This is a genomic window from Streptomyces sp. NPDC001204 (genome assembly GCF_053598035.1).
This window is the reverse complement of the sequence record NZ_JBSFJL010000036.1, coordinates 1-21,694: the sequence shown is the minus strand read 5'-3', so window position 1 is coordinate 21,694 and position 21,694 is coordinate 1. Positions and strand designations below refer to the sequence as shown.

The following is a 21,694-nucleotide window of genomic DNA, read 5'->3' as shown; positions in this document are numbered from 1 at the left end:
ACCGCCGGTGCGCATCCCGGCCCGGACTCCCTCACGCCACCCGTGTCGCCCCCGCGAAGGGCATCTGGTCGACCGGGGCCAGGCGGACCGGGGCCGAGGGGTTCGGGGCGTGGATCATCTGGCCGTTGCCGACGTAGAGGCCGACGTGGCTGATGCCGGAGTAGAAGAACACCAGGTCGCCGGGGCGCAGTGCGGAGCGCGGTACACGCCGGCCCGCGCTGATCTGGGCGTAGGTGGTGCGGGGCAGCGAGACCCCGGCGGAGCGGTAGGCGGCCTGGATCAGGCCCGAGCAGTCGAAGGCGTCGGGCCCGGTCGCGCCCCACACATAGGGGCTGCCGAGCTTCCGGTAGGCGTAGGCGACGGCCGCGGCCGCGCGGGAACCGGGGGCGGTGACCGAGGCCGGGTCGCCGAGTGGGTCCCGGGCGCCGGTGTCGTGGCGGGCCGCGGACCCGGTGTCCCCGCCCGCGCCGATCGCCGTGCGCTGCTGCGGGGACAGCCCTGCCAGCAGCCGGCGGGCCTCGTCCAGTTTCGTGGTGACCGTCTTCTTCTGCCGGCGCAGTTCCGCCTGCCGTGACCGGAACGAGGTCAGCTCGACGCGTGCGTCCCCGCGCAGCCGGCCGATCTCCCGGAGCTGCCGGCGCACGTCGGCCACGGCGGCCGTCTGCCGGACGCCCGCGCGCTCGGCGAACTCGGCCCCGTCCAGGTACCGCCGGGGGTCGTCGGACAGCATCAGCCGCACCACGGGGTCGATCCCGCCGTCCCGGTACTGCGCCGCGGCGATCGAGCCCAGCGCGTCGCGGGCGGAGTTCAGCTTCTCCTGCCTGCGGGCGGCCTCCTCGCCCAGTGCCTTCAGCCGCTTCTCGGCCGTGTCCGTCTTCTCCTTCGCACCGTCGTACTTCTCGGTGGCGGTCTCCGCCTCCTGGTAGAGCCTGTCCACCGTGGCCTTGATCTGCTCCGGCGCCGGCCGCGGAGTGGCGTGCACGGTGCCGTCGAAGCCGGTCGCCGTCGCGGCGCCCGCGAGGGCGATCGTGGCGGCCGTACGGACGGTGCCTCCGCCGAGCGAGCGCTGTCGGAGCCTGCGGTGCGCTGCCACGTGGAGCGTCACGTCCCTTCTGCCGGCCGCGGAGGCGGGGTCCTGGTCCGGCGACGGCCCGCACAGGGGGAGCAGCCCACCGCCGGACGTCTCGGTGGTGGTGTCCGGCTGCCGCCCCTGGCCCGGGCGGCGGTGAAGCCGGTCACCTGGGGGAGGAGCTAAGCCGCTCGGTGCGCACCGGGTGAGGTCATGTACGGAAGTGGCGACAGGGGATCGCCAGGTGACCGTATGTGACCGCGATCCCGTTCCGGGGATGCTGCCTTCACGCGCTGCGATGACCGATGCGCGGATTTCCGGGGCATTCGGGCTGGGCGAGGTGCTATGGCTCGCATATATGCGGCGACCGGCAGGCGTTCGCTTGTGTCCACCTGGGTCCTGGGTCCGTCGGCGTCCGGCGTCGGCGTGCGCGCGCGGTCCCATGTCCGCCGGCGTCCGGTGTCCGGCGTCGGCGTGCGCGGGTCGGCGGGCGGTCGCCCGGGACGGGCCGGTGCCGGGAGCGGAAAGGCCGCTGGTTAGGCTCCGGACTCATGGACGTACTCATCCATCTCTTCGTCGGTCTGCACATCGTCGGTATCGCCGCGCTGCTCGGCGGCTTCCTCACCCAGATGAAGGCGATGGGCCGCGGCACGGCCCGGTTCGTGCCGGCGATGCTGCACGGCGCGCTGACGATGCTGGTCACCGGCGTGGTCCTGGTCGGCCTCAACCAGGCCCAGGGCCACCACGTCGACAACATCAAGATCGGCGTGAAGCTGGCGCTTCTGATCGTGATCCTCGGCCTGGTCTACGTCAAGCGGGACGACGAGAAGGTGGACAAGGGCCTGTTCGGCCTGGTGGGCCTGCTCACCACGGCGAACATCTTCATCGCCGTGCTGTGGACGTGACGGTCAGCGCAGCGCCCTGAGCTCCGCGCGCGCGTCCAGGACCGCGCCCGCGGAGACGGCCAGCCACGCCGCCACCGCGACCCACAGCAGCACCTCCCCGAGCCACCGCGACGGGACGTCCGCGGCGGCCGCGACGGACACGCTCGCCGCCGCCGTTATGCCCATCGGGAAGACGGTCGACCAGCGGCGCACGTCGTAGCGCAGCCGGGGCCGTACCAGCTCCGCGACGACCAGAACGGCGTACCAGCACAGGTCGAGCGCGAGGAGCGCCAGGGTCACCGTCCGCAGCACACCGCTGTCGTCGGCGTCCCACAGATACATGCCTCCGCCGCCGACCGCGATCAGCCGGGCGCCGGCCAGAGCCGAGATCGCCAGTGCCCCGCCCGCGATCCAGTGGTCCCCGTGCCCCTCGAGCAGCTGCCGCACGTCGAAGCAGTACAGCGCGAAGACGTACAGCACGAGCCCGATCCAGAAGAACACCAGCGCGGCGTACGCCGGCCAGGCCACTGCCTGCGCCTTGGCCAGAGTGGCCGCGAGCACGGCCAGGCCCTCGGTCGCCACGCAGCTCAGGAACACCGCCCCGGGCATCGGCCGACGGTAGTGCGGACCACCAGCACCAGCAGCCCCGGCCACAGTACGAAGGCCAGCGCGAGCAGCGCCTCCGCGAGGGTCCGCCACCCCAGCGCCGAGAAACGGGTCCCGAGCACGGTCGTCGCCGCGACGGCGGTGAGGGCGCCCGGCGTCCCCGCCTCCCTGATCCACCGCGGCCGGTCGCCCAGCAGCCGCAGGACGAAGTCCGCCGCCAGCGTCAGCCAGGCGAAGCAGGCCACCGCGAGGATCACGCGGGACAGCAGTTCGTAGCCCGTCAGATGCAGGGCGACCGACACGATGCCGGTGGCCATCACGGCGGCCCCGGCCGCCGGGGGGCGCTGCGCCAGCCAGGCGCGGAAGGGCGAGGTGCCGGGCATGGCCCGATGCTAAGGAGCTTCGCGCGCCCGAGCGCGGGGCACGCGCGCGGGCGCGCGCAGAAATACCGGCCCACCGAAAGCCGGCCGGACGGGTCGCGCCGCCCTCAGTCCGGCCGCACCACGCGGTGCACCGCCGATTCGCCGTCGTGGTGGACGGACTCCTCGCGGACGCGGCCGCCGGGCCTCGGCGCGTGGATCATCACGCCGTCACCGGCGTAGAGACCGACGTGGTCCGGGTCGCCGACGAAGGCGAAGAAGACGAGGTCGCCGGGCCGGGCCTCGGAGAGAGGGACCGTCGTACCGGCGTGGGCCTGGTCGCGGGCGGCGCGGGGCAGCGTGACCCCGGCGGCCTTCCAGGCGGCCTGGGTGAGGCCGGAGCAGTCGTACGACCCCGGACCTGCCGCACCCCACACGTACGGCTTGCCGATCTGCTCGCGGGCGAAGGCGAGGGCCTGGTCGGCCCTGGTCGCCTGCGCGGGGCCGGACGCCCGCCCGGGGAACACACCGGACGGGACCCCGGGGGCCGCGCCGTCGTTCTGACCAGGGGAGGGGACGGCGTTCGCTGCGTTGTCCGCGTTCGCTGCGCGCACCGTGCTCCCTGCGTTCTCCACGTGCTCCGCCGCCTGCGTCCGCGGCGCGGGCTCGGTCGCGCGCAGGGCCTCATGCGCTTGGGGGGCCGACAGCAGCAGTACGCGCGCGTGGGCCAGCTTCCGCTGGACGGCCGCCTTGGCCGCCGCGATGTCGTGCTGCGGCTCGGCCGGCGGCCCGGGGAGGCCAGGGGCCGGGGCTGGGACGGGGTCCGGAGCCGTGGCCTCGGGCGCCGGCGGCCGCGCGGTGTGGCCGTCGACCAGGCTTTCGCGGCGTGTGTTCAGCCGGCTGATCAGCTGGGCCTGGTCGAAGTAGCCCTGCGGGGTCTCGCTGAGCAGCAGGGCGGCGGTCTCGGGGGCGGTGTCACCGTTGCGGTACGGGGCTGCCGCGAAGGAACCGAGCATCTCGCGCGCCTTGCCGAGCATGTCGGCGCGCTTGGCGACGTCGTCGAGGAGCGCGGCGACCAGCCCGCGCTGCCTCGCACCCTTCTTCTGGGCGGTGTCCTTGTGGGCGGTGTCCTTCTGGGCGTCGTTCCGCGCGGTCGACGACCCCGCCCGGCCGTACAGGTAGTCGAGCTTCCTCTCGACCTCCTCCGGGCTCGGCCCGTCGCCGTCCGCCCGGTGCGTGCCTGGCCCGGGGGTACCTGATCCGGGTGTTGCGGCGGGCCGCGTGCTGCTGTGCGACGCCAAGGGAGGCGACTCCTTCCATCGTCCGCCTGCCGGTTGGCCGTCGGGTTCGAGTGGATAGCGTGGGGGGCCGCGTCGTCCGGCGAGTCCCCCGGTGACGATCATGCGGTCAGACCGCACGCTAACCAACTTGTGTGACTCGTGTGAAGGTTGGTGCGAGGTATGTCCGATACGTTTTCGTGACCTTGGTCTCGGCCTCGTCGAACCGGTCATTTCCCGGGGCGGCCACGGGATGTCGGTGGGGCGCCCTAGACTCGTAGAGCGATGAGCAGCCTCTTTGACGACAGCTTCCTGGCGGATCTCCAGGCCCCCCGCGGCCACGAGGAAGAGCCCCCGCCGCCGCCCGAGGACGATCACGCTCCGGAGCCGGTTCCGGACGATCTGTTCGGCGGGAAGTTCGACGTGCCCCCGGACCGGGACGCCTACTACCGCGACGGCGCCCACCGGCCGGTCGTGGACCCGGCCGCGCTCCTGGAGGGGCTGAACGACAACCAGCGCGCCGCCGTCGTGCACTCCGGCTCCCCGCTGCTCATCGTGGCCGGCGCCGGCTCCGGCAAGACCCGTGTGCTCACGCACCGGATCGCGTACCTGCTGGCCGAGCGGGGCGCCCACCCCGGCCAGATCCTGGCGATCACCTTCACCAACAAGGCCGCCGGCGAGATGAAGGAGCGCGTCGAGCAGCTCGTCGGACCGCGCGCCAACGCGATGTGGGTGATGACCTTCCACAGCGCGTGCGTGCGCATCCTGCGCCGGGAGAGCAAGAAGCTCGGCTTCACGTCCTCCTTCTCGATCTACGACGCCGCCGATTCCAAGCGCCTGATGGCCCTGGTCTGCCGCGACCTGGACCTCGACCCCAAGCGCTACCCGCCCAAGTCGTTCAGCGCCAAGATCAGCAACCTCAAGAACGAGCTGATCGACGAGGAGGACTTCGCCGCCCGGGCCACCGACGGCTTCGAGAAGACCCTCGCCCAGGCCTACGCCCTCTACCAGTCGCGGCTGCGCGAGGCCAACGCCCTCGACTTCGACGACCTGATCATGACGACGGTCAACCTGCTGCGCGCCTTCCCGGACGTCGCCGAGCACTACCGCCGCCGCTTCCGGCACGTCCTGGTCGACGAGTACCAGGACACCAACCACGCGCAGTACGCCCTGGTACGGGAACTGGTCGGCACCGCCGAGCACCCCGTGGACGTACCGCCCGCCGAGGACGACCTGCGGCCGGCCGAGCTGTGCGTGGTCGGTGACGCCGACCAGTCGATCTACGCCTTCCGCGGCGCGACCATCCGCAACATCCTCCAGTTCGAGGAGGACTACCCGGACGCGACGACGATCCTGCTGGAGCAGAACTACCGCTCCACGCAGACGATCCTGTCCGCGGCCAACGCGGTCATCGAGCGCAACGAGTCCCGCCGCCCCAAGAACCTGTGGACCAACGCCGGCGCGGGCGCCCGCATCACGGGCTACGTCGCCGACACCGAGCACGACGAGGCGCAGTTCGTCGCCGAAGAGATAGACCGCCTCACGGACGCGGGCGAGGCCAAGGCGGGCGACGTCGCCGTCTTCTACCGCACCAACGCCCAGTCCCGTGTCTTCGAAGAGATCTTCATCCGCGTCGGCCTGCCCTACAAGGTCGTCGGCGGCGTCCGCTTCTACGAGCGCAAGGAGGTCCGGGACGTCCTGGCCTACCTGCGGGTCCTCGCCAACCCCGAGGACTCCGTCCCGTTGCGCCGCATCCTCAACGTGCCCAAGCGGGGCATCGGCGAGCGCGCCGAGGCGATGATCGACGCCCTGGCCCAGCGGGAGAGGGTCAGCTTCCCGCAGGCGCTGCGCCGCGTCGACGAGGCGTACGGCATGGCCGCGCGCTCCACGAACGCGGTCAAGCGGTTCAACACGCTGATGGAGGACCTCCGGACGATCGTCGAGTCGGGCGCCGGACCGGCCACGATCCTGGAGGCCGTCCTGGAACGCACGGGCTACCTGGCCGAGTTGCAGGCCTCCACCGACCCGCAGGACGAGACCCGTATCGAGAACCTCCAGGAACTCGCCGCGGTCGCCCTGGAGTTCGAGCAGGAGCGCGGGGAGGGGGAGCCGGTCGCGCTCTCCGACTTCCTGGAGCAGGTCGCCCTGGTCGCCGACTCCGACCAGATCCCGGACGAGGAGGACGGCGACGGCGTCATCACGCTGATGACCCTGCACACCGCCAAGGGCCTGGAGTTCCCGGTGGTCTTCCTGACCGGCATGGAGGACGGCGTCTTCCCGCACATGCGCGCCCTCGGCCAGACCAAGGAGCTGGAGGAGGAGCGGCGCCTGGCCTACGTGGGCATCACGCGCGCGCGGGAGCGGCTGTACCTGACCCGTTCGTCGATGCGCAGCGCCTGGGGCCAGCCGTCGTACAACCCGCCCTCCCGGTTCCTGGAGGAGATCCCGCCGGCGCACGTGGACTGGAAGCGGACGGGCGGTTCGGCCTTCGCGCCCTCCGGTCCGGCCTCCTCGGTGGCGGCCTCGCTGTCCTCGTCCCGGTCCCGCTCGTCGGCGTCCGGCGCCTCGGGCTTCGCCACCCGCCGCACCACGGAGAAGCCGGTGGCGGCGCTCGCCGTCGGAGACCGGGTCACGCACGACCAGTTCGGTCTGGGCTCGGTGGTCGCCGTCGCGGGCACGGGCGACAAGGCCCAGGCGACGATCGACTTCGGCGACGGCAAGCCCAAGCGGCTGCTGCTGCGGTACGCGCCGGTGGAGAAGCTGTAGCGGGAGGGGCTACGTCGGGTCGAGGCCGTGGCTGCGCAGCCACGACAGCGGGTCGATGGGCGCCCCGCCCGCGGGCCTGACCTCGAAGTGCAGGTGCGGGCCGGTGGAGTTGCCGGAGTTGCCGGAGTAGGCGATCGGCTCTCCGGCCTTCACCGTCGTACCGGAGGGGACCCGGTAGCTGGAGAGGTGGCAGTACCACGTCTCCGTGCCGTCCATCGCGGTCACGATCATCATGTTGCCGTAGGCGCTGTTCCACTGCGTGCGGACCGTGCCGTCGGTCGCGGCCAGCACCGTCGTCCCGTACGAGACGGGGAAGTCGATGCCGGTGTGCACGGACATCCAGTTCACGCCGGCCTGGCCGAAGTAGGCGCTGAGGCCCCTCTCGAAGACCGGGACGGCGAACTTGGGGCGCAGTCGCTCTTTGCGGGCCGCCTCCTCCGCCGCCTTCTTCTTCTCGGCCTCCTGCTGCGCCTTGAGGTCGATGCGCTCCTGGTACCGGCTGGCCCGGTCGGCGAAGTCGTTCGCCCCCGCGGACAGGCCCTGCAGCTGGGTGTCCAGCTTGTTGTTGGCGGTGGACGCCTTGACGGGGTGCGCGTCGGGCGTGGCCGCCGCGCTCTCCTTGCCGTCCTCGGTCAGACCGCCCACGGAGGCGGCGGCGATCCCGGCGACCCCCATCACGCAGACCGAGGGGACCGCCACCGTGAGCAGTGCGGAGCGCTTGGCCGGGGGGCGGCGCCGGGAGCGGCCCGCTGCGCGGGTGGCCGCTCGCGAGGCCGGGGCCGGGGCGGGGGTGATTTCTTCCTCGTCCTCGAGCAGCGGCGGGGCCGGGTCCGGCTCGACCGTGGCGACCGGTTCCTCTTCCGCCAAGTCGACCTGCGCCTCGTGCGGTTCGGGTTCCTCGAAGCTCTCGCCGACCGTGGTGCCGCCGCCGTTCCACTGCGTGGCGTCGTAGGCGCCGGTGTCGAAGGCCTGCGTGCCCCAGTCCCACTGCTGGGTGGCGTCGGCGGCGGCCGTCTGGTCCGGCTGGAGCCAGGTCTGCGCGTCCCACTGGCCACTGGTGTCGACCGGCGTGGACTGCGGCGGAACGGAGGCCAGTTGCTGCTGGTAGCCGGTCGCCCAGGCCGTGGTGTCGTACGCGCCGGTGTCGTAGGCGGCGTGGTGCTGGGCCGCGTACGGGTCGTGGTTCAGGCTCTGGTGGCCGTTCGTGGACCAGCCGGTGGTGTCGTACGAACCCGTGGTGTGCGTCTCGCCGGTCGTGAGACCGTCGTAGTGCGGGTCGGCCGTGTAGCCCGCCGTGGCGTACGTGCCGGTGTGGTAACCGGTGGCGTTGTAGTCGCCGTACGTGGTGAAGTCGCCGTACGCAGCTTCCTGCCCGTCATACGACGCGTAGGGCGTCGAGGCGGCATCGGAGGCCGGGGCCGGGGCGGCCATGGTCCCCGACGGGTGACGGTCGTTCACCAACTTCTCTTTCGCCTCGACAACAGGGGCTGGCAGAGCAGTGCGGCGACTGTACCCGGCGGTATGAGGGCGCGACAATCTTCCACAGGTTTCCCCGAGGCGGGAAACGGGCATTCAGCCGTGTTTCGCCAGGGTGTGGAGACGGCTTTAACTTTGTGTTCGAGTCGCGTTCGATCCCGAGGGGCCGGCCGTCAGGCGACGGTCACTCCGCCGGCGCGGTCGGCGGTCGGGTCTCCGGGGCGCGCGGTGTCGAGGATCTGCCGTATCCCGGTCGCCACGGCGGGGTGGAGCGGCAGGGCGAGATGTCCGATTCCGCTGACCTGGATGTTCTCCACCTTCAGGTCGGGGTGCTCGATGCAGGCCGACTCCAGCGGGTCCATCAGGTGGTCGAGGTCGCTCCAGAAGCTGACGAAGTGCGTGCGGCAGCCCGGCGCGGGGCGCGACAGCTCCTCGATCAGCTCGGAACCGGGGCGCATCTGCCGCACGATCGGATGGGCGTTGGCCAGCGGCGCGACCCGGGTGCCGGAGTGCGGGGTGCCGAGGGTGACGAGGGTGCGGACCCGCAGATCACCACCGAGCCGCTGCACGTAGTAACGGGCGATCAGTCCGCCGAGGCTGTGCCCGACGACGTCGATCTGCCTGCTGCCGGTGCGCTCGCAGATCTCCTCGATGTGCCGGCCGAGCAGTTCGGCCGCGGTGCGGATGTCGCACGTCAGCGGTGAGTAGTTCAGGGACTCCACGCGCTGCCTGCCGTGCTGGGCGAGGCTGCGGCGCAGCAGGACGAACACCGAGCGGTTGTCGATGAACCCGTGCAGCAGCACGACCGGTGGCTTGGCCTCGGTCGGCAACTGGGCGGTGCCGTCGGGCGCCGGGATCGCGTGGGAGGCGCCGCGCCGCTCCTGGACGATGCCCGAGGGATAGAGCAGGAGATGTCCCGCGAGGATCGCGAGTTCCAGAGCGGTCGCCTTCAGCAGGGCCAGGGAGAGCCCCGCCAGTCTGCACGGCAGCAGGCACCGGCAGAGCGGGAGAATGGGGTCCGCGACCCTGGTGACCTTCATGGCCGACCTCCTGTCGGCACGCGGGAGGACGGCCCTGTCCCCCGTGTGCCCTCGTGGGCAGTCGCGGCGGGGGCGGTCGGCCGGGCAGCCTTCGCGCCGCCGTGCCCCACACCCGTGTGCCCTTCGTGCCCTCGCCGATACGGCGCACCACCGCGGCGCGCGGCCTGCGGCGCGGTGGTGCGACGACCTCGTTGCGGCTCCCGTCGTGCTTGCTCCCGCAGTGGTCCGCGTGCCGCGGCAAAGGCGTGCGGCGCGTGGGCCGCGCGGACGGGGAACGATGCGCGGCCTGCGGGTCCCCCCTGCCCGGTGAACTCGGGGGAGTGTCCCACCATGTGATTTCCCCCTCCCTCTGCGCCGTGAAACTGCCGGTTGCGGGATGCTGGAGATAACGTTCGTTCACTTCCCCGGACGGTGTGGTGCGGGGCGTCCGTGCCGCATGTGAGGTACTTGTCGGTACGGATGGATGTAGTCGCTTCATGGAGGCAGTGATGGGTGTGGCAGCCGGTCCGATCCGCGTGGTGGTGGCCAAGCCGGGGCTCGACGGCCACGATCGGGGCGCCAAGGTGATCGCGCGGGCCCTGCGCGACGCCGGTATGGAGGTCATCTACACCGGGCTCCACCAGACCCCGGAGCAGATCGTGGACACGGCGATCCAGGAGGACGCCGACGCGATCGGCCTGTCCATCCTCTCGGGCGCGCACAACACGCTGTTCGCGGCGGTGATCGAACTGCTCAGGGAGCGCGACGCGGAGGACATCGTCGTCTTCGGCGGCGGCATCATCCCGGAGGCGGACATCCCCCCGCTCAAGGAGAAGGGTGTCGCGGAGATCTTCACCCCGGGCGCGACCACCCAGTCGATCGTCGACTGGGTCAGGGCGAACGTCCGCCAGCCCGCCGAGGCATAGGGGCGCCGGCGGCTCCCGCAGGATCTCCCGGCGCCGGCCGGGTGCGAGCGGCCCGTCCTGGGGGCACGGCCCCCAGGCTGACCCGCCTTCACCCGGGGCGGGACTCAGCCGGTCCGCGCCGCCTCCAGCTCCCCGGCCATGGCGGAGCGCAGCCGCAGGGTCGTGACCAGTCGCTGGAAGGCCTCCGCCCAATACCCTCCGGCTCCCGGCGACGCGTCCTCCGCCTCGTCCGGAACCGCCAGCAGTCCGTCGAGCCGACTCGCCTCCGCGGGATCCAGGCACCGCTCGGCAAGCCCCATCACTCCACTGAAACTCCATGGGTAACTCCCTGCGTCCCGCGCGATGTTGAGCGCGTCGACCACCGCCCGCCCGAGCGGTGCCGCCCACGGCACCGCGCACACCCCGAGCAGCTGAAACGCCTCGGGCAGTCCGTGTGCCGCGATGAATCCGGCCACCCAGTCGGCCCGTTCGGCGGCGTCCAGCGTGCCGAGCAGCTTGGCGCGCTCGGCCAGGGACACCGCGCCGGGGCCACCGGCGTCGGGGGCTGCGGGCGGCCCGAGCAGCGCCCGCGCCCACTGTGCGTCCCGCTGCCTCACCGCCGCCCGGCACCAGGCGGCGTGCAGTTCGCCCTGCCATCCGTCCGCGACCGGCAGGGCCACGATCTCCCGCGGCGTGCGCCCGCCCAGCCGTCCGGGCCAGGTCCCGAGCGGCGCCGCCTCCACCAACTGGCCCAGCCACCAAGATCGTTCGCCCCGTCCCGCCGGAGCCTTGGGGGCGATCCCGTCGCGCTCCATGGCCGAGTCGCACTCGTGCGGTGCCTCGACGACGAGCGCGGGTGCCCCGCGCGTGTGGTCGACGGCCACGCAGGAGCGGGCCCGGGCCGCCATCCGTGCGGCGAGCGCCGATCCGGGCAGCGCCGAGAGCAACTCCGCGGCCGTGGACCGTACGTTGCGGCTGCGGTCGGACAGGGCCTGCTCCAGGAACTCCTCGTCGTCCGGGCCGAGACCCGTCCGCAGGGAGTCGACGAACATCAGCCGGTCCTCGGCCCGCTCGGTGGGCCAGGAGCCGGCGAGCAGTTCGCGTGCGGCCGCGGGCGAGTGCGCACGCATCGACGCCAGCAGCGCGACCCGCTCCGCGAACAGACCCTCCTCCCACAGCTCGCGGACACGGTCGGCGTCCCCGGAGCCGCCGCGGGCGGCGCCGGCGCCCGGGGCCGCCCGCAGGGCGAACCGCCAGTCCGGGTTCAGCCCCGCCAACCACAGGGCGCGTGGGCCGCCGAAGCCCAGTGCGGCCGGACGCAGGTCCGTACGGGCCCTCGCGGCGTCCAGCAGGGCGGGCAGTGCCTCCGGGGGCGGGGCGTACCCGTGGGCGTTCGCCGCCGCGAGCCACTGGGGGAGCAGTTCCATCAGGTCCGGTGCCGTTCCGCGGCGGCCGGCCGCCGTACCGGGCCGGTCGGCCAGCAGCATGGCGAGCCTGCGGGCCGCGGCCGCGGGCAGCGGCGGACGCGGATCCTCCGGTGCGGGCTCCGGGCGCCGGGCCGCGGGCGCGGGGCGCAGTCCCGCACGCCGCCGTACGGTCTGCACGGCCGCCGCGTCGAGCAGCGCCACCGGCGCGGTCCCTCCGGGTGTGCCGCCCGGGGGCGTGCGCCGGTCCGTGCCGAGCAGGGCGGTGGTGACCAACTCCTCCCAGGCGCCCGTGGCGGGCGCCTCCGGCGGGGTGGAGGTCCTGATCATGAGCTTCCTTTCCGTAGCCGGCTGCCCGGGAGTGGTTGAAGGGTCACACGGACCGGGTTTCCCCTGGGGTGGAACAAATGCGTGGTGCAGAAGAGAAAACGTATTCAGATGGGATACTCTCTGCCATTTTGCGCCTTTTGGGTGAGAGGTTCCCGCTGTGCCGACCGGACCCCGCGTATCGCGGTGACGTCACTCCTTTGCCGGACATTCCGAGCCCGCTGCCAGGGGCGATGTCACGGATGGTTGATTCGACATCAGCACAGAGTCACCATTTCTCCCTCGTTCCGCGACCATGCGGTCAACGGAGTGAAGCCCCGGTGGCCGCACTCGCCGAAGACCGTGACCGGCGCGCCGCCCGACAGGGCGACCAGCCGCCACAGGCCCGGACGCGTACGGGCCGCGCGAGTGACGGGCAGCGCGGAGTCGGAGGCGGCGTCGGCCAGCTGCCAGGACTCGCCGTCCGGGACCGGTACGACCTCCCGCAGCGTCACCGGAACCGACTCCAGCCACGGGTCGTCCCGCAGCGCCGCGCCGTAGCGTGCGGCCGCCTGCGCCGTCGTCACCCCGCGCGGACGGATCCGGACGGGCGCCGGGGGCGCGAACCGCTCGCCCAGGGCCGCGCGCAGCTGTCCCGCGCCCGGATAGGAGGACACCTCCGCCTCGAGGGCCAGGCCCACCGGCAGTGCCAGCTCAGGGGCGCGGCCCGCCGCGCCGTAGGAGAGCAGCAGAACCGTACGGCCCGAGTCCGCGCCGTGCAGCCATATCCTGCGTGTGGTCAGCTTCGCGTCCGCGGTGTCGTACTGGGCGAGGACGAGCCAGCGGTCCCGCACCGGAGGTCCGTCCACGGAGACGGGCAGGCCCACCCGGGAACGGACCGTCGCCGACATCCCTTCCGGCAGCCGCTCGCGGCGCAGCCAGCCCTGGCCCAGCAGATGCAGCAGCGCGCACTCCTCCAGCAGCCGCACCGGCCAGCCCGGCCCCGACGACGGCACGGCCCCCAGCTCCCGCACCCGTCCCGCCAGCCCGGGAGCCTGCGCGTCGACCATGCGGGCCGCCGTCTCCTCCCACAGCCCGTACCCCGCCTGCTCGGCCGGGGCCAGACCGCCGCGCAGCAGGTCGGCCAGGCGCTGCTCCAGCTCCGTCACCCCCGCGGTGATCCGCTCGGCCCGGCGCTCCGCACGGCGCAGCGCCGCCCGCGGATCAGCGGCACCGGAGGCCGGACCCGCTGCCCCCTCCGGACGCTTCCGCGCCGTCCGCTCCCCGCGGGCCGCCATCCATTGCTCGGCCCAGCCGGGCGCCTGCCCGGACGGCACCGCGCCGGCGTCGCTCGCCCACAGCAGCAGCAGGCCGAGCGCGTGCTTGCACGGGAACTTGCGGCTCGGACAACTGCACTTGTACGCCGGCCCGGCACCGCCCGCGACGTCGACGACCGTCTGATACGGCCGGCTGCCACTGCCCTTGCACAGTCCCCACACCGCCCCCTCGTCGGAACACCCCGCCTCGGACCACGGCCCGGCCGCGCCGAGTTTGCTCCCCGCTTTGCGCGACGCGGCGTCAGGCGCCAGTGCCAGCACCTGGTCCGCGCTCCAGCGCACCCCCTGCTGAGTCATGCCATCGAAGGTAGGACCTGCCACTGACAATCGACCGGGCAAGCACGTTTGCGCAGGTCAGAACGCATTGTCAGTGCTGTGGTGCACGGTTGGTGACAGATCCGAACCGGCCGAGCTGGAGGGGGCCTCAGCCATGTCTGTGTCCGTCGAACCGACACCCGTCGAACCGCGCCAGAACCACTCCGCGCCCGCGAACACGCCGGAGGCGCAGGCGCTGCGCCCGCACGCCGAGCACGCCTTCGCGGCCGAGCTGGCGGCGCTCGCCGCACACGACGACCGTCCGCGCCCGGCCCGCTGGAAGCTGTCGCCGTGGGCCGTCGCGACCTACCTCCTCGGCGGCACGCTGCCGGACGGCACGGTGATCACACCGAAGTACGTGGGCCCCCGCCGCATCGTCGAGGTCGCGGTCACCACCCTCGCCACCGACCGCGCCCTGCTCCTGCTCGGCGTGCCGGGCACGGCGAAGACCTGGGTGTCCGAGCACCTGGCCGCCGCGGTCAGCGGCGACTCGACGCTCCTGGTGCAGGGCACGGCCGGCACCCCGGAGGAAGCGATCCGCTACGGCTGGAACTACGCGCAGCTGCTGGCGCACGGCCCGAGCCGCGACGCCCTCGTGCCCAGCCCGGTCATGCGGGCCATGGCGCAGGGCATGACCGCCCGGGTCGAGGAGCTGACCCGCATCCCGGCCGACGTGCAGGACACGCTGATCACGATCCTGTCCGAGAAGACCCTGCCGATACCGGAACTGGGCGAGGAGGTGCAGGCGGTCCGCGGCTTCAACCTGATCGCCACCGCCAACGACCGCGACCGCGGGGTGAACGACTTGTCCAGCGCCCTGCGCCGCCGGTTCAACACGGTGGTCCTGCCGCTGCCGGAGAGCCCCGAGGCCGAGGTCGAGATCGTGGCGCGCCGTGTCGACCAGATCGGCCGCTCCCTCGACCTGCCGGGCGTCCCGGACGGGGCCGCCGAGATCCGCCGTGTGGTGACCGTCTTCCGTGAGCTGCGCGACGGCGTCACCACCGACGGCCGTACGAAGCTGAAGTCGCCCAGCGGCACCCTGTCCACCGCCGAGGCGATCTCGGTGGTCACCGGCGGCCTCGCGCTGGCTGCCCACTTCGGCGACGGCGTGCTGCGGGCCGGTGACGTGGCAGCCGGCATCCTCGGCGCCGTCGTCCGTGACCCGGCGGCGGACCGCGTCGTCTGGCAGGAGTACCTGGAGACAGTCGTCCGCGAGCGCGACGGCTGGAAGGACTTCTACCGGTCCTGCCGGGAGGTGAGCGCGTGAGCCGCACCGGACGGCCGGCCGACGGAGTATGCCTGCCCGCCGGCACGGCGCGGGCCCGCGCCGACGACGAGCCCGGCTGGACCGCGGGACGAGGACGAGGGAGGACGAGGAGGGGGACGACGTGAGGGGAGCCGAGGAGTCCGGGAGCCGGCGGCCCGGCGCGGGGCCGCTGCTGCTCGGGGTCCGGCACCACGGGCCCGGATCCGCCCGCGCGGTGCGGGCCGCGCTGGAGGCGGCGCGGCCGCGGGCGGTACTGATCGAGGGCCCATCGGAGGCGGACGCGCTGATCCCGCTCGCCGCCGACCAGGACATGCGGCCGCCCGTCGCCCTCCTCGCCCACGCCGTGGACGAGCCCGGCCGCTCGGCGTTCTGGCCGCTGGCCGGTTTCTCGCCCGAGTGGGTCGCCGTCCGCTGGGCCCTGGAGCACGACGTCCCGGCCCGCTTCATCGACCTGCCGGCCGCGCACACGCTCGCGTGGGGCCTCGCGTGGGGCAGGGAAGACGCCGGAACGCCCCCGGACGGCGGCGCCGACACGGAGGGCTCCGCGGTGGAGGGGACCGCGGAGCCCCCGGCGGGGGCGTGCCCGCCCGAGGCCGCGGTGCGCGTCGACCCGCTCGCCGCGCTCGCCCAGGCCGGCGGGTACGACGACCCCGAGCGCTGGTGGGAGGACGTGGTCGAACACCGGGGCGCCGGCGAGGGCGACGCGTTCGCCCCGTTCCTGGTGCTGGAGGAGGCCATGGGCGCGCTGCGGGAGGCGTACGGCAGCGGGGAGGAGCACCGGGATCTTGTGCGCGAGGCCCACATGCGCCTCCAAGTGCGTGCCGCGCAGCGCGAGTTCGGGGACGGCGTCGCCGTGGTGTGCGGGGCCTGGCACGTGCCGGCGCTGCGGCGGAAGGCGACCGTCGCCGCCGACCGCGCCCTGCTGAAGGGACTGCCCAAGGTCAAGGCGGACATGACCTGGGTGCCGTGGACCCACCGCCGGCTGTCCCGGGCGTCCGGCTACGGCGCGGGCATTGACTCGCCCGGCTGGTACGCCCACCTGTTCGACGTGCCGGACCGGCCCGTCGAGCGGTGGCTGACCAAGGTGGCGGGACTGCTGCGGGAGGAGGACCGGATCGTCTCCTCCGCGCATGTCATCGAGGCGGTGCGGCTGGCGGGGACGCTCGCCGCGATGCGAGGCCGCCCGCTGCCGGGGCTGAGCGAGACGACGGACGCGGTGCGCGCGGTGATGTGCGACGGCTCCGACGTGCCGCTGGCACTGGTGCACGACCGGCTCGTGGTCGGCGACGTGCTGGGCGCGGTGCCGGAGGCGGCGCCCGCGGTGCCGTTGCAGCGCGATCTGGCCCGGCTGCAACGGCGGTTGCGGCTCAAACCCGAGGCGCTGGAGCGGGAGCTGGAGCTCGACCTGCGCAAGGAGACAGATGCCGGGCGCAGCCGGCTGCTGCACCGGCTGCGGCTGCTGGGCGTGGGCTGGGGCGAGCCCACGGCCTCGCGGGGCAGCACCGGTACGTTCCGGGAGACCTGGCGGCTGCGCTGGGAGCCCGAGCTGTCGGTGCGCGTCGCCGAGGCCGGGGTGTGGGGGACGACCGTGCTCGCCGCCGCGACCGCCAGGGCGGAGGCGGACGCCGTGGCCGCGCGGGCCCTCGCCGACGTCACGGCGCTCGCGGAGCACTGCCTGCTCGCCGAACTGCCCGAAGCGCTGCCCGTGCTCGTGCGCGTGCTCGCCGACCGGGCGGCGCTCGACGCGGACGTCGGGCACCTCGCCCAGGCACTGCCGGCACTGGTCCGCTCCCTGCGTTACGGAGACGTGCGTGGCACGGACACCGAGGCGCTCGCCGGGGTAGCGGCCGGCCTGGCCGAGCGGATCTTCGTCGGCCTGCCCCCGGCCTGCGTCGCACTGGACGCGGACGCGGCCGAGGAGATGCGGCGGCACGTGGACGCGGTGCACGGCGCGGTGACCTTGCTCGGCGACACCAGCAAGGCCGGGCACGGCGAGCTGCGCGCCCGCTGGCACACCGTGCTCCGGACCCTTTCCGGACGGGACACGGTCCCCGGGCTGCTGCGGGGACGCGCGGTGCGGCTGCTGCTGGACGACGGGGAGGTCGAGCAGGAGCAGGCGGCGCGGCTCATGGGCCTCGCGCTGTCGCCGGGCACGCCGCCGGCCGACGCGGCCGCGTGGATCGAGGGCTTCGTCGGCGGTGGCGGCGGGATGCTGCTCGTGCACGACGAGCGGCTGCTCGGGCTGGTCGACGCCTGGCTGACCGGCGTGCCGGCGCAGGCGTTCACGGATGTTCTGCCGCTGCTGCGGCGCACGTTCTCGGCGTACGAGCCGGGGGTGCGCAGAACGCTCGGCGAGCTGGTCGGGCGCGGTCCGGGGCGGGGCGGCGGTGGGGCCGGGGGCTCGGCGGGCGGTGTGCCCGGGTTCGCCGAGGAACTCGACCAGGAGCGCGCGGACGCCGTACTGCCCGTGCTGCGGCTGCTGTTGGGCCTGGACGACCCCGGTCCCAGCGAGGAGAAGCCGGGCAACGAGCTTGCGGGGGTGGCGGGATGACCGGGGGAGAGGGCTACGACGTGACGGACGCGGTTCAGGAGCGGCTGCGGCGCTGGCGGCTCGTGCTCGGCGGCGGCCCGGCCGACGGCACCGGATGCGTGCTGTCGGGACGGGACACGGGGATGGACGCGGCGCTCGCCGCGCTCTACGGAAAGGGGGACAAGCCGCCGACGGGACGTACGGGACGCGACCGTTCGGCGGGACTGGGAGGCTCGGCGCCCTCGGTGGCGCGGTGGCTCGGGGACATACGGACGTACTTCCCCTCCTCCGTGGTACAGGTCATGCAGCGGGACGCCATCGACCGGCTCGGGCTGGCCACGTTGCTGCTGGAGCCGGAGATGCTGGAGGCGGTGGAGGCGGACGTCCACCTCGTCGGCACTCTGCTCTCGCTCAACAAGGCGATGCCGGAGACGACCAAGGAGACGGCCCGGGCCGTGGTGCGCAAGGTCGTCGAGGACCTGGAGAAGCGGCTGGCCACCCGCACCCGGGCCACGCTCACCGGCGCCCTCGACCGCAGCGCGCGTGTCAGCCGGCCGCGCCACCACGACATCGACTGGAACCGCACGATCGCGGCCAACCTCAAGAACTACCTGCCGGAGTACCGGACGGTCGTGCCGGAGCGGCTGATCGGCTACGGCCGGGCGTCGCAGTCCGTGAAGAAGGAGGTCGTCCTCTGCGTCGACCAGTCGGGGTCGATGGCGACGTCCGTCGTGTACGCCTCCGTCTTCGGGGCGGTGCTCGCGTCCATGCGGTCCGTCAGTACGCGGCTGGTCGTCTTCGACACGGCGGTCGTCGACCTCACCGACCAGCTCGACGACCCGGTGGACGTGCTCTTCGGCACCCAGCTCGGTGGCGGCACGGACATCAACCGGGCGCTGGCGTACTGCCAGTCGCGGATCACCCGGCCCGCGGAGACGGTGGTCGTGCTGATCAGCGACCTGTACGAGGGAGGCATACGCGACGAGATGCTGAAGCGGGTCGCCGTGATGAAGGCGTCCGGAGTGCAGTTCGTGACGCTGCTCGCGCTCTCCGACGAGGGCGCGCCCGCCTACGACCGGGAGCACGCGGCGGCTCTCGCGGCGCTCGGGGCACCGGCGTTCGCCTGCACGCCCGACCTGTTCCCGGAGGTGATGGCGGCGGCGATCGAGAAGCGGCCGCTTCCGGTACCCGACGCCGTGTGACATGGCCGCCCAGCGGTGGGAGAGGGCTTGCGCACCCTTGGGAACCCCGTGCGAGGATCGACGCTCCAACACCCTTGTCGCCGTACGGGAAGAACCGCCCTCTCTTGTCCTGGCCAGCAGCGCTGCCCGGTGCCGCCCTACGCGCGACGCGTACGGCGGCCGGACGGCGTGTGCTGCAACTGGGGCTGCTGGTGGGGGCGTTGTTCGCACTCGGGTTCCTGTGCGGGCAGCAGGCCAGGGCGGCGGAGGGCGGACCGACGGCACCCTTGTCCGAGCCGGTGGCCGCTTCGGTTCAGGGGTCCGCGTCTTCGCCCTCGCCCTCGCCCGCGTCTTCGCCCCCGCACTCGTCTTCGCCCGCGTCTTCGCACTCGTCCTCGCCGTCGTCCGGCGGCCTCGCGGTTGTGACCGACCGGGTCGCGGAGCCTGTCGTCGAGCCGATCACCGAGCCTGTCGAGAAGCCCCTCGTCGCTCCGATCACCGAGCCTGTCGAGAAGGCGGGTGTCCGACTGGTCGTCGAGCCGGTCGTCGAGCGCGTTGTGCGGCCAGTTGTCGAGTCCGTGGTTGAGCCGGCCACCCAGCCGGTCGTCCAGTCCGTCGCCGCGCCCCTCGTGCGGCCGGTCGCCGAGCCGGTAGTCGGGCCCGTCGTGAAGCTGGGCGTCCGGTCGGTTGTCGAGCCTGTCGCCGCGCCGGTCGTGCGGCCAGGAGTTGACTCCGTTGTCCAGCCGGTTGATGAGCGCGTCATGAGCGTCGGCGAATCCGTTGTGCAGCCGGTTGTCGGGCCCGCCACCGAGCACGTTGTGAGGCCGGTTGTCCGGCCGGTCGTCGAGCGTGTCGTGAAGCCGGTTGCCGAGCCGGTTGTCCGGCCGGTCGTCGAGCGTGTCGTGAAGCCGGTTGCCGAGCCGGTCGTCCAGCCCGTCGCCGAACGCGTCGTGAAGCCGCTAGCCGTGCCGGTCGTCGAGGCCGTGGTTGAACCGGTCATGAAGCCGGTCGTCGAGTCTGTCGTTCAGCCGGTCGTGAAGCCGGTCGTCGAGGCCGTGGTCCAGCCCGTTGTGAACCCGGTCGTCGAGTCTGTCGTCCAGCCCGTCGTGAAGCCGGTCGTCGAGCCTGTGGTGACGGTGGTCGTCGAGGCCGTCGTCCGGCCGGTCGTGAGGCCGGTTGGGGATGTGGTCGGTGCCGAGGTGGGCGGGGCGGTCGAGGCGCGGCCCGAGGTGCCGGCGCTGCCCGTCGTGCCCGGCCTCCCGGCGTCGTTGCCGTTGCAGCCGCAGACAGGGCCCGTTGCCTCGGCTCCGCAAGCCCGGCCGCAGCAGCGGCCGGGCGGCGCGAACCTGCCCACGTCCGGTGGGCACACCAGCACCCCCACGACCCGCACGGCGCAAAGCGTCACAACGTCCTCCGCTGCCGCCTACGGCCCGCGATACACCGGCGCGACCTCCGGGACCGGCGGTGCCGCCGTGCATGTCCGGCCCCACCGCGCACCCCGTGCGGGTCTCGTCGCCCCCCTCGCCCCGATCCCCGCGCACCAGGGCCCCGTCGGTGGTCCGGACGGCGTGCTCGGAGATCACGCGGCGGCCGACTCCGGCACCTCGCGGCACGGTGACGCGCAGGCCGTCACGGTGCCCGAGCGAGCCACGTCGCGGCTGGTGCCCGGCGCCGCCGCCCGGGCCGCCGCACTCGGCGCCCGGGACCGGCACCAGACCGTCCCCGTCTTCCCCGGCTGACCGGACAGGTTCACCGCTCCGTCGTCACGGAGAGCCCACCCGACTCCGCGGGCCCGGTGGACCCGGACGGCTGAAAGCCGTCGGTCCGTCCGGCCGTGCCGCCCGGGATCTCGCGGAAAGGGCGGCTGGTCCCCATTGGGGTGGGGATCAACCGCCCGGAGCCCCTTCGGGGCTGTAGGGGGCCTCACCCGGTCAACCCCAGCCCGGTGAGGCCCCCGCTTCAGCGGCACGCCGTGCCAGAGAGTGCGGCATCATGTGACAGGTATCACCGCTCAGGTGTGACCCTCGATTTAGGGCACTCCCGTAAGCGGGGATAACCTGCGAGACGGACATGCCGCGCGCTCGGACACCGTGTGCGCCTTCCCTGTGACCCAGAGCGGACGTCACGTTGCCCTTCGCGGCACGCCCACGCATCCAACGAACCGCGAGATCACTGATAGGGACGGAAGCGCGTGGACCTGTTCGAGTACCAGGCGAGGGACCTCTTCGCCAAGCACGGTGTACCGGTGCTGGCCGGTGAAGTCATCGACACGCCTGAGGCGGCGCGCGAGATCACCGAGCGGCTGGGCGGCAAGTCGGTCGTCAAGGCTCAGGTGAAGGTCGGTGGCCGCGGCAAGGCCGGTGGTGTCAAGCTGGCCGCCACCCCGGACGAGGCCGTCGCCCGCGCGACGGACATCCTCGGCATGGACATCAAGGGCCACACGGTCCACAAGGTCATGCTCGCGGAGACCGCTCCGGAGATCCTCGAGGAGTACTACGTCTCCTTCCTCCTCGACCGCGCCAACCGCACCTTCCTCTCCATCGCCTCGGTCGAGGGCGGCATGGAGATCGAAGAGGTCGCGGCCACCCGCCCCGAGGCCGTCGCCAAGATCGCGATCGACGCCATCGACGGCGTGGACCGGGCCAAGGCCGAGGAGATCGTCGCCGCGGCCAAGTTCCCGGCCGAGGTCGCCGACAAGGTCGCCGACGTCCTCGTCAGCCTCTGGGAGGTCTTCATCAAGGAGGACGCCCTCCTGGTGGAGGTCAACCCTCTCGCCAAGGTCGCTTCCGGTGACGTCATCGCCCTCGACGGGAAGGTGTCGCTGGACGACAACGCGGAGTTCCGTCACCCCGAGTTCGAGGAGCTTCACGACAAGGCCGCCGCCAACCCGCTGGAGGCGGCTGCCAAGGAGAAGAACCTCAACTACGTCAAGCTCGACGGTGAGGTCGGCATCATCGGCAACGGCGCGGGTCT

The 21,694-nt window shown here is 73.1% G+C and carries 14 protein-coding genes and 1 pseudogene; 8 read left to right on the top strand and 7 right to left on the bottom strand.

What is annotated here, in order from left to right:
* Positions 1-31 precede the first annotated feature (31 nt).
* Positions 32-1,093 carry a C40 family peptidase gene (locus ACWC91_RS34565; RefSeq protein ID WP_376505841.1) on the bottom strand — a complete coding sequence of 354 codons (1,062 nt, stop codon included), beginning with the start codon at positions 1,091-1,093 and terminating at the stop codon, positions 32-34.
* Positions 1,094-1,620: 527 nt separating this feature from the next.
* Between ACWC91_RS34565 and ACWC91_RS34560 the strand changes: the two genes are divergently transcribed.
* Entirely contained in the window at positions 1,621-1,974 is a 354-nt protein-coding gene (locus ACWC91_RS34560) for a hypothetical protein (RefSeq protein WP_225077931.1), read from the top strand.
* A 3-nt stretch (positions 1,975-1,977) separates the two neighbouring features.
* On the opposite strand, the pseudogene ACWC91_RS34555 reads toward ACWC91_RS34560, so the two are convergent.
* Together ACWC91_RS34555 and ACWC91_RS34550 are read right to left on the bottom strand one after the other, a co-directional pair.
* Positions 1,978-2,942, bottom strand: a pseudogene (locus tag ACWC91_RS34555) (tellurite resistance/C4-dicarboxylate transporter family protein).
* Positions 2,943-3,046: 104 nt separating this feature from the next.
* The gene (locus ACWC91_RS34550) at positions 3,047-4,219 is read right to left on the bottom strand and encodes a C40 family peptidase (RefSeq protein ID WP_376505822.1); all 1,173 of its coding nucleotides are present in this window, start codon (positions 4,217-4,219) and stop codon (positions 3,047-3,049) included.
* Between the two features lie 261 nt (positions 4,220-4,480).
* Between ACWC91_RS34550 and pcrA the strand changes: the two genes are divergently transcribed.
* On the top strand, positions 4,481-6,961 hold the full coding sequence (gene pcrA / locus ACWC91_RS34545) for a DNA helicase PcrA (protein ID WP_281156482.1): 2,481 nt from the start codon (positions 4,481-4,483) through the stop codon (positions 6,959-6,961).
* 9 nt (positions 6,962-6,970) lie between these two features.
* Here pcrA and ACWC91_RS34540 read toward each other — a convergent pair whose 3' ends face one another.
* A complete protein-coding gene (locus ACWC91_RS34540; RefSeq protein WP_281156481.1) occupies positions 6,971-8,419 on the bottom strand; it encodes a M23 family metallopeptidase in 1,449 nt (482 codons plus the stop codon).
* A 191-nt stretch (positions 8,420-8,610) separates the two neighbouring features.
* Positions 8,611-9,477 carry an esterase/lipase family protein gene (locus tag ACWC91_RS34535; protein WP_225077926.1) on the bottom strand — a complete coding sequence of 289 codons (867 nt, stop codon included), beginning with the start codon at positions 9,475-9,477 and terminating at the stop codon, positions 8,611-8,613.
* Positions 9,478-9,965: 488 nt separating this feature from the next.
* On the opposite strand from ACWC91_RS34535, the gene ACWC91_RS34530 reads away from it, so the two are divergent.
* The gene (locus tag ACWC91_RS34530) at positions 9,966-10,382 is read left to right on the top strand and encodes a cobalamin B12-binding domain-containing protein (protein WP_141359236.1); all 417 of its coding nucleotides are present in this window, start codon (positions 9,966-9,968) and stop codon (positions 10,380-10,382) included.
* 104 nt (positions 10,383-10,486) lie between these two features.
* Here the strand turns inward: ACWC91_RS34530 and ACWC91_RS34525 are convergent, their stop codons facing one another.
* Together ACWC91_RS34525 and ACWC91_RS34520 are read right to left on the bottom strand one after the other, a co-directional pair.
* Positions 10,487-12,115, bottom strand: coding sequence for a DUF5691 domain-containing protein (locus ACWC91_RS34525; protein ID WP_281156480.1), 1,629 nt, complete (start codon positions 12,113-12,115; stop codon positions 10,487-10,489).
* A gap of 254 nt (positions 12,116-12,369) precedes the next feature.
* Positions 12,370-13,725, bottom strand: a complete 1,356-nt coding sequence (locus ACWC91_RS34520) for an SWIM zinc finger family protein (protein WP_450643445.1) — start codon at positions 13,723-13,725, stop codon at positions 12,370-12,372.
* A gap of 133 nt (positions 13,726-13,858) precedes the next feature.
* Between ACWC91_RS34520 and ACWC91_RS34515 the strand changes: the two genes are divergently transcribed.
* The 5 genes from ACWC91_RS34515 to ACWC91_RS34495 form a co-directional block, all read left to right on the top strand.
* On the top strand, positions 13,859-15,010 hold the full coding sequence (locus ACWC91_RS34515; RefSeq protein ID WP_225077923.1) for an ATP-binding protein: 1,152 nt from the start codon (positions 13,859-13,861) through the stop codon (positions 15,008-15,010).
* A 121-nt stretch (positions 15,011-15,131) separates the two neighbouring features.
* On the top strand, positions 15,132-17,561 hold the full coding sequence (locus ACWC91_RS34510) for a DUF5682 family protein (protein WP_450726186.1): 2,430 nt from the start codon (positions 15,132-15,134) through the stop codon (positions 17,559-17,561).
* Positions 17,558-18,742 carry a VWA domain-containing protein gene (locus ACWC91_RS34505; RefSeq protein ID WP_450644757.1) on the top strand — a complete coding sequence of 395 codons (1,185 nt, stop codon included), beginning with the start codon at positions 17,558-17,560 and terminating at the stop codon, positions 18,740-18,742. Before ACWC91_RS34510 ends, ACWC91_RS34505 begins: the two co-directional genes overlap by 4 nt.
* Before the next feature lie 266 nt (positions 18,743-19,008).
* Positions 19,009-20,460 (top strand): hypothetical protein, encoded by a 1,452-nt coding sequence (locus ACWC91_RS34500; RefSeq protein ID WP_450726184.1) that lies wholly within the window; start codon positions 19,009-19,011, stop codon positions 20,458-20,460.
* A 452-nt stretch (positions 20,461-20,912) separates the two neighbouring features.
* Positions 20,913-21,694: ATP-grasp domain-containing protein (locus ACWC91_RS34495; RefSeq protein ID WP_450644761.1), on the top strand; the 782-nt coding region annotated here is incomplete at its 3' end.

Bases quoted from the DNA above. Each gene is read 5' to 3' on its own strand.
- pcrA (WP_281156482.1), top strand. From the start codon at position 4,481: ATGAGCAGCCTCTTTGACGACAGCTTCCTGGCGGATCTCCAGGCCCCC.
- ACWC91_RS34520 (WP_450643445.1), bottom strand. From the start codon at position 13,725: ATGACTCAGCAGGGGGTGCGCTGGAGCGCGGACCAGGTGCTGGCACTG.
- ACWC91_RS34560 (WP_225077931.1), top strand. From the start codon at position 1,621: ATGGACGTACTCATCCATCTCTTCGTCGGTCTGCACATCGTCGGTATC.
- ACWC91_RS34525 (WP_281156480.1), bottom strand. From the start codon at position 12,115: ATGATCAGGACCTCCACCCCGCCGGAGGCGCCCGCCACGGGCGCCTGG.
- ACWC91_RS34515 (WP_225077923.1), top strand. From the start codon at position 13,859: ATGTCTGTGTCCGTCGAACCGACACCCGTCGAACCGCGCCAGAACCAC.
- ACWC91_RS34535 (WP_225077926.1), bottom strand. From the start codon at position 9,477: ATGAAGGTCACCAGGGTCGCGGACCCCATTCTCCCGCTCTGCCGGTGC.
- ACWC91_RS34530 (WP_141359236.1), top strand. From the start codon at position 9,966: ATGGGTGTGGCAGCCGGTCCGATCCGCGTGGTGGTGGCCAAGCCGGGG.
- ACWC91_RS34505 (WP_450644757.1), top strand. From the start codon at position 17,558: ATGACCGGGGGAGAGGGCTACGACGTGACGGACGCGGTTCAGGAGCGG.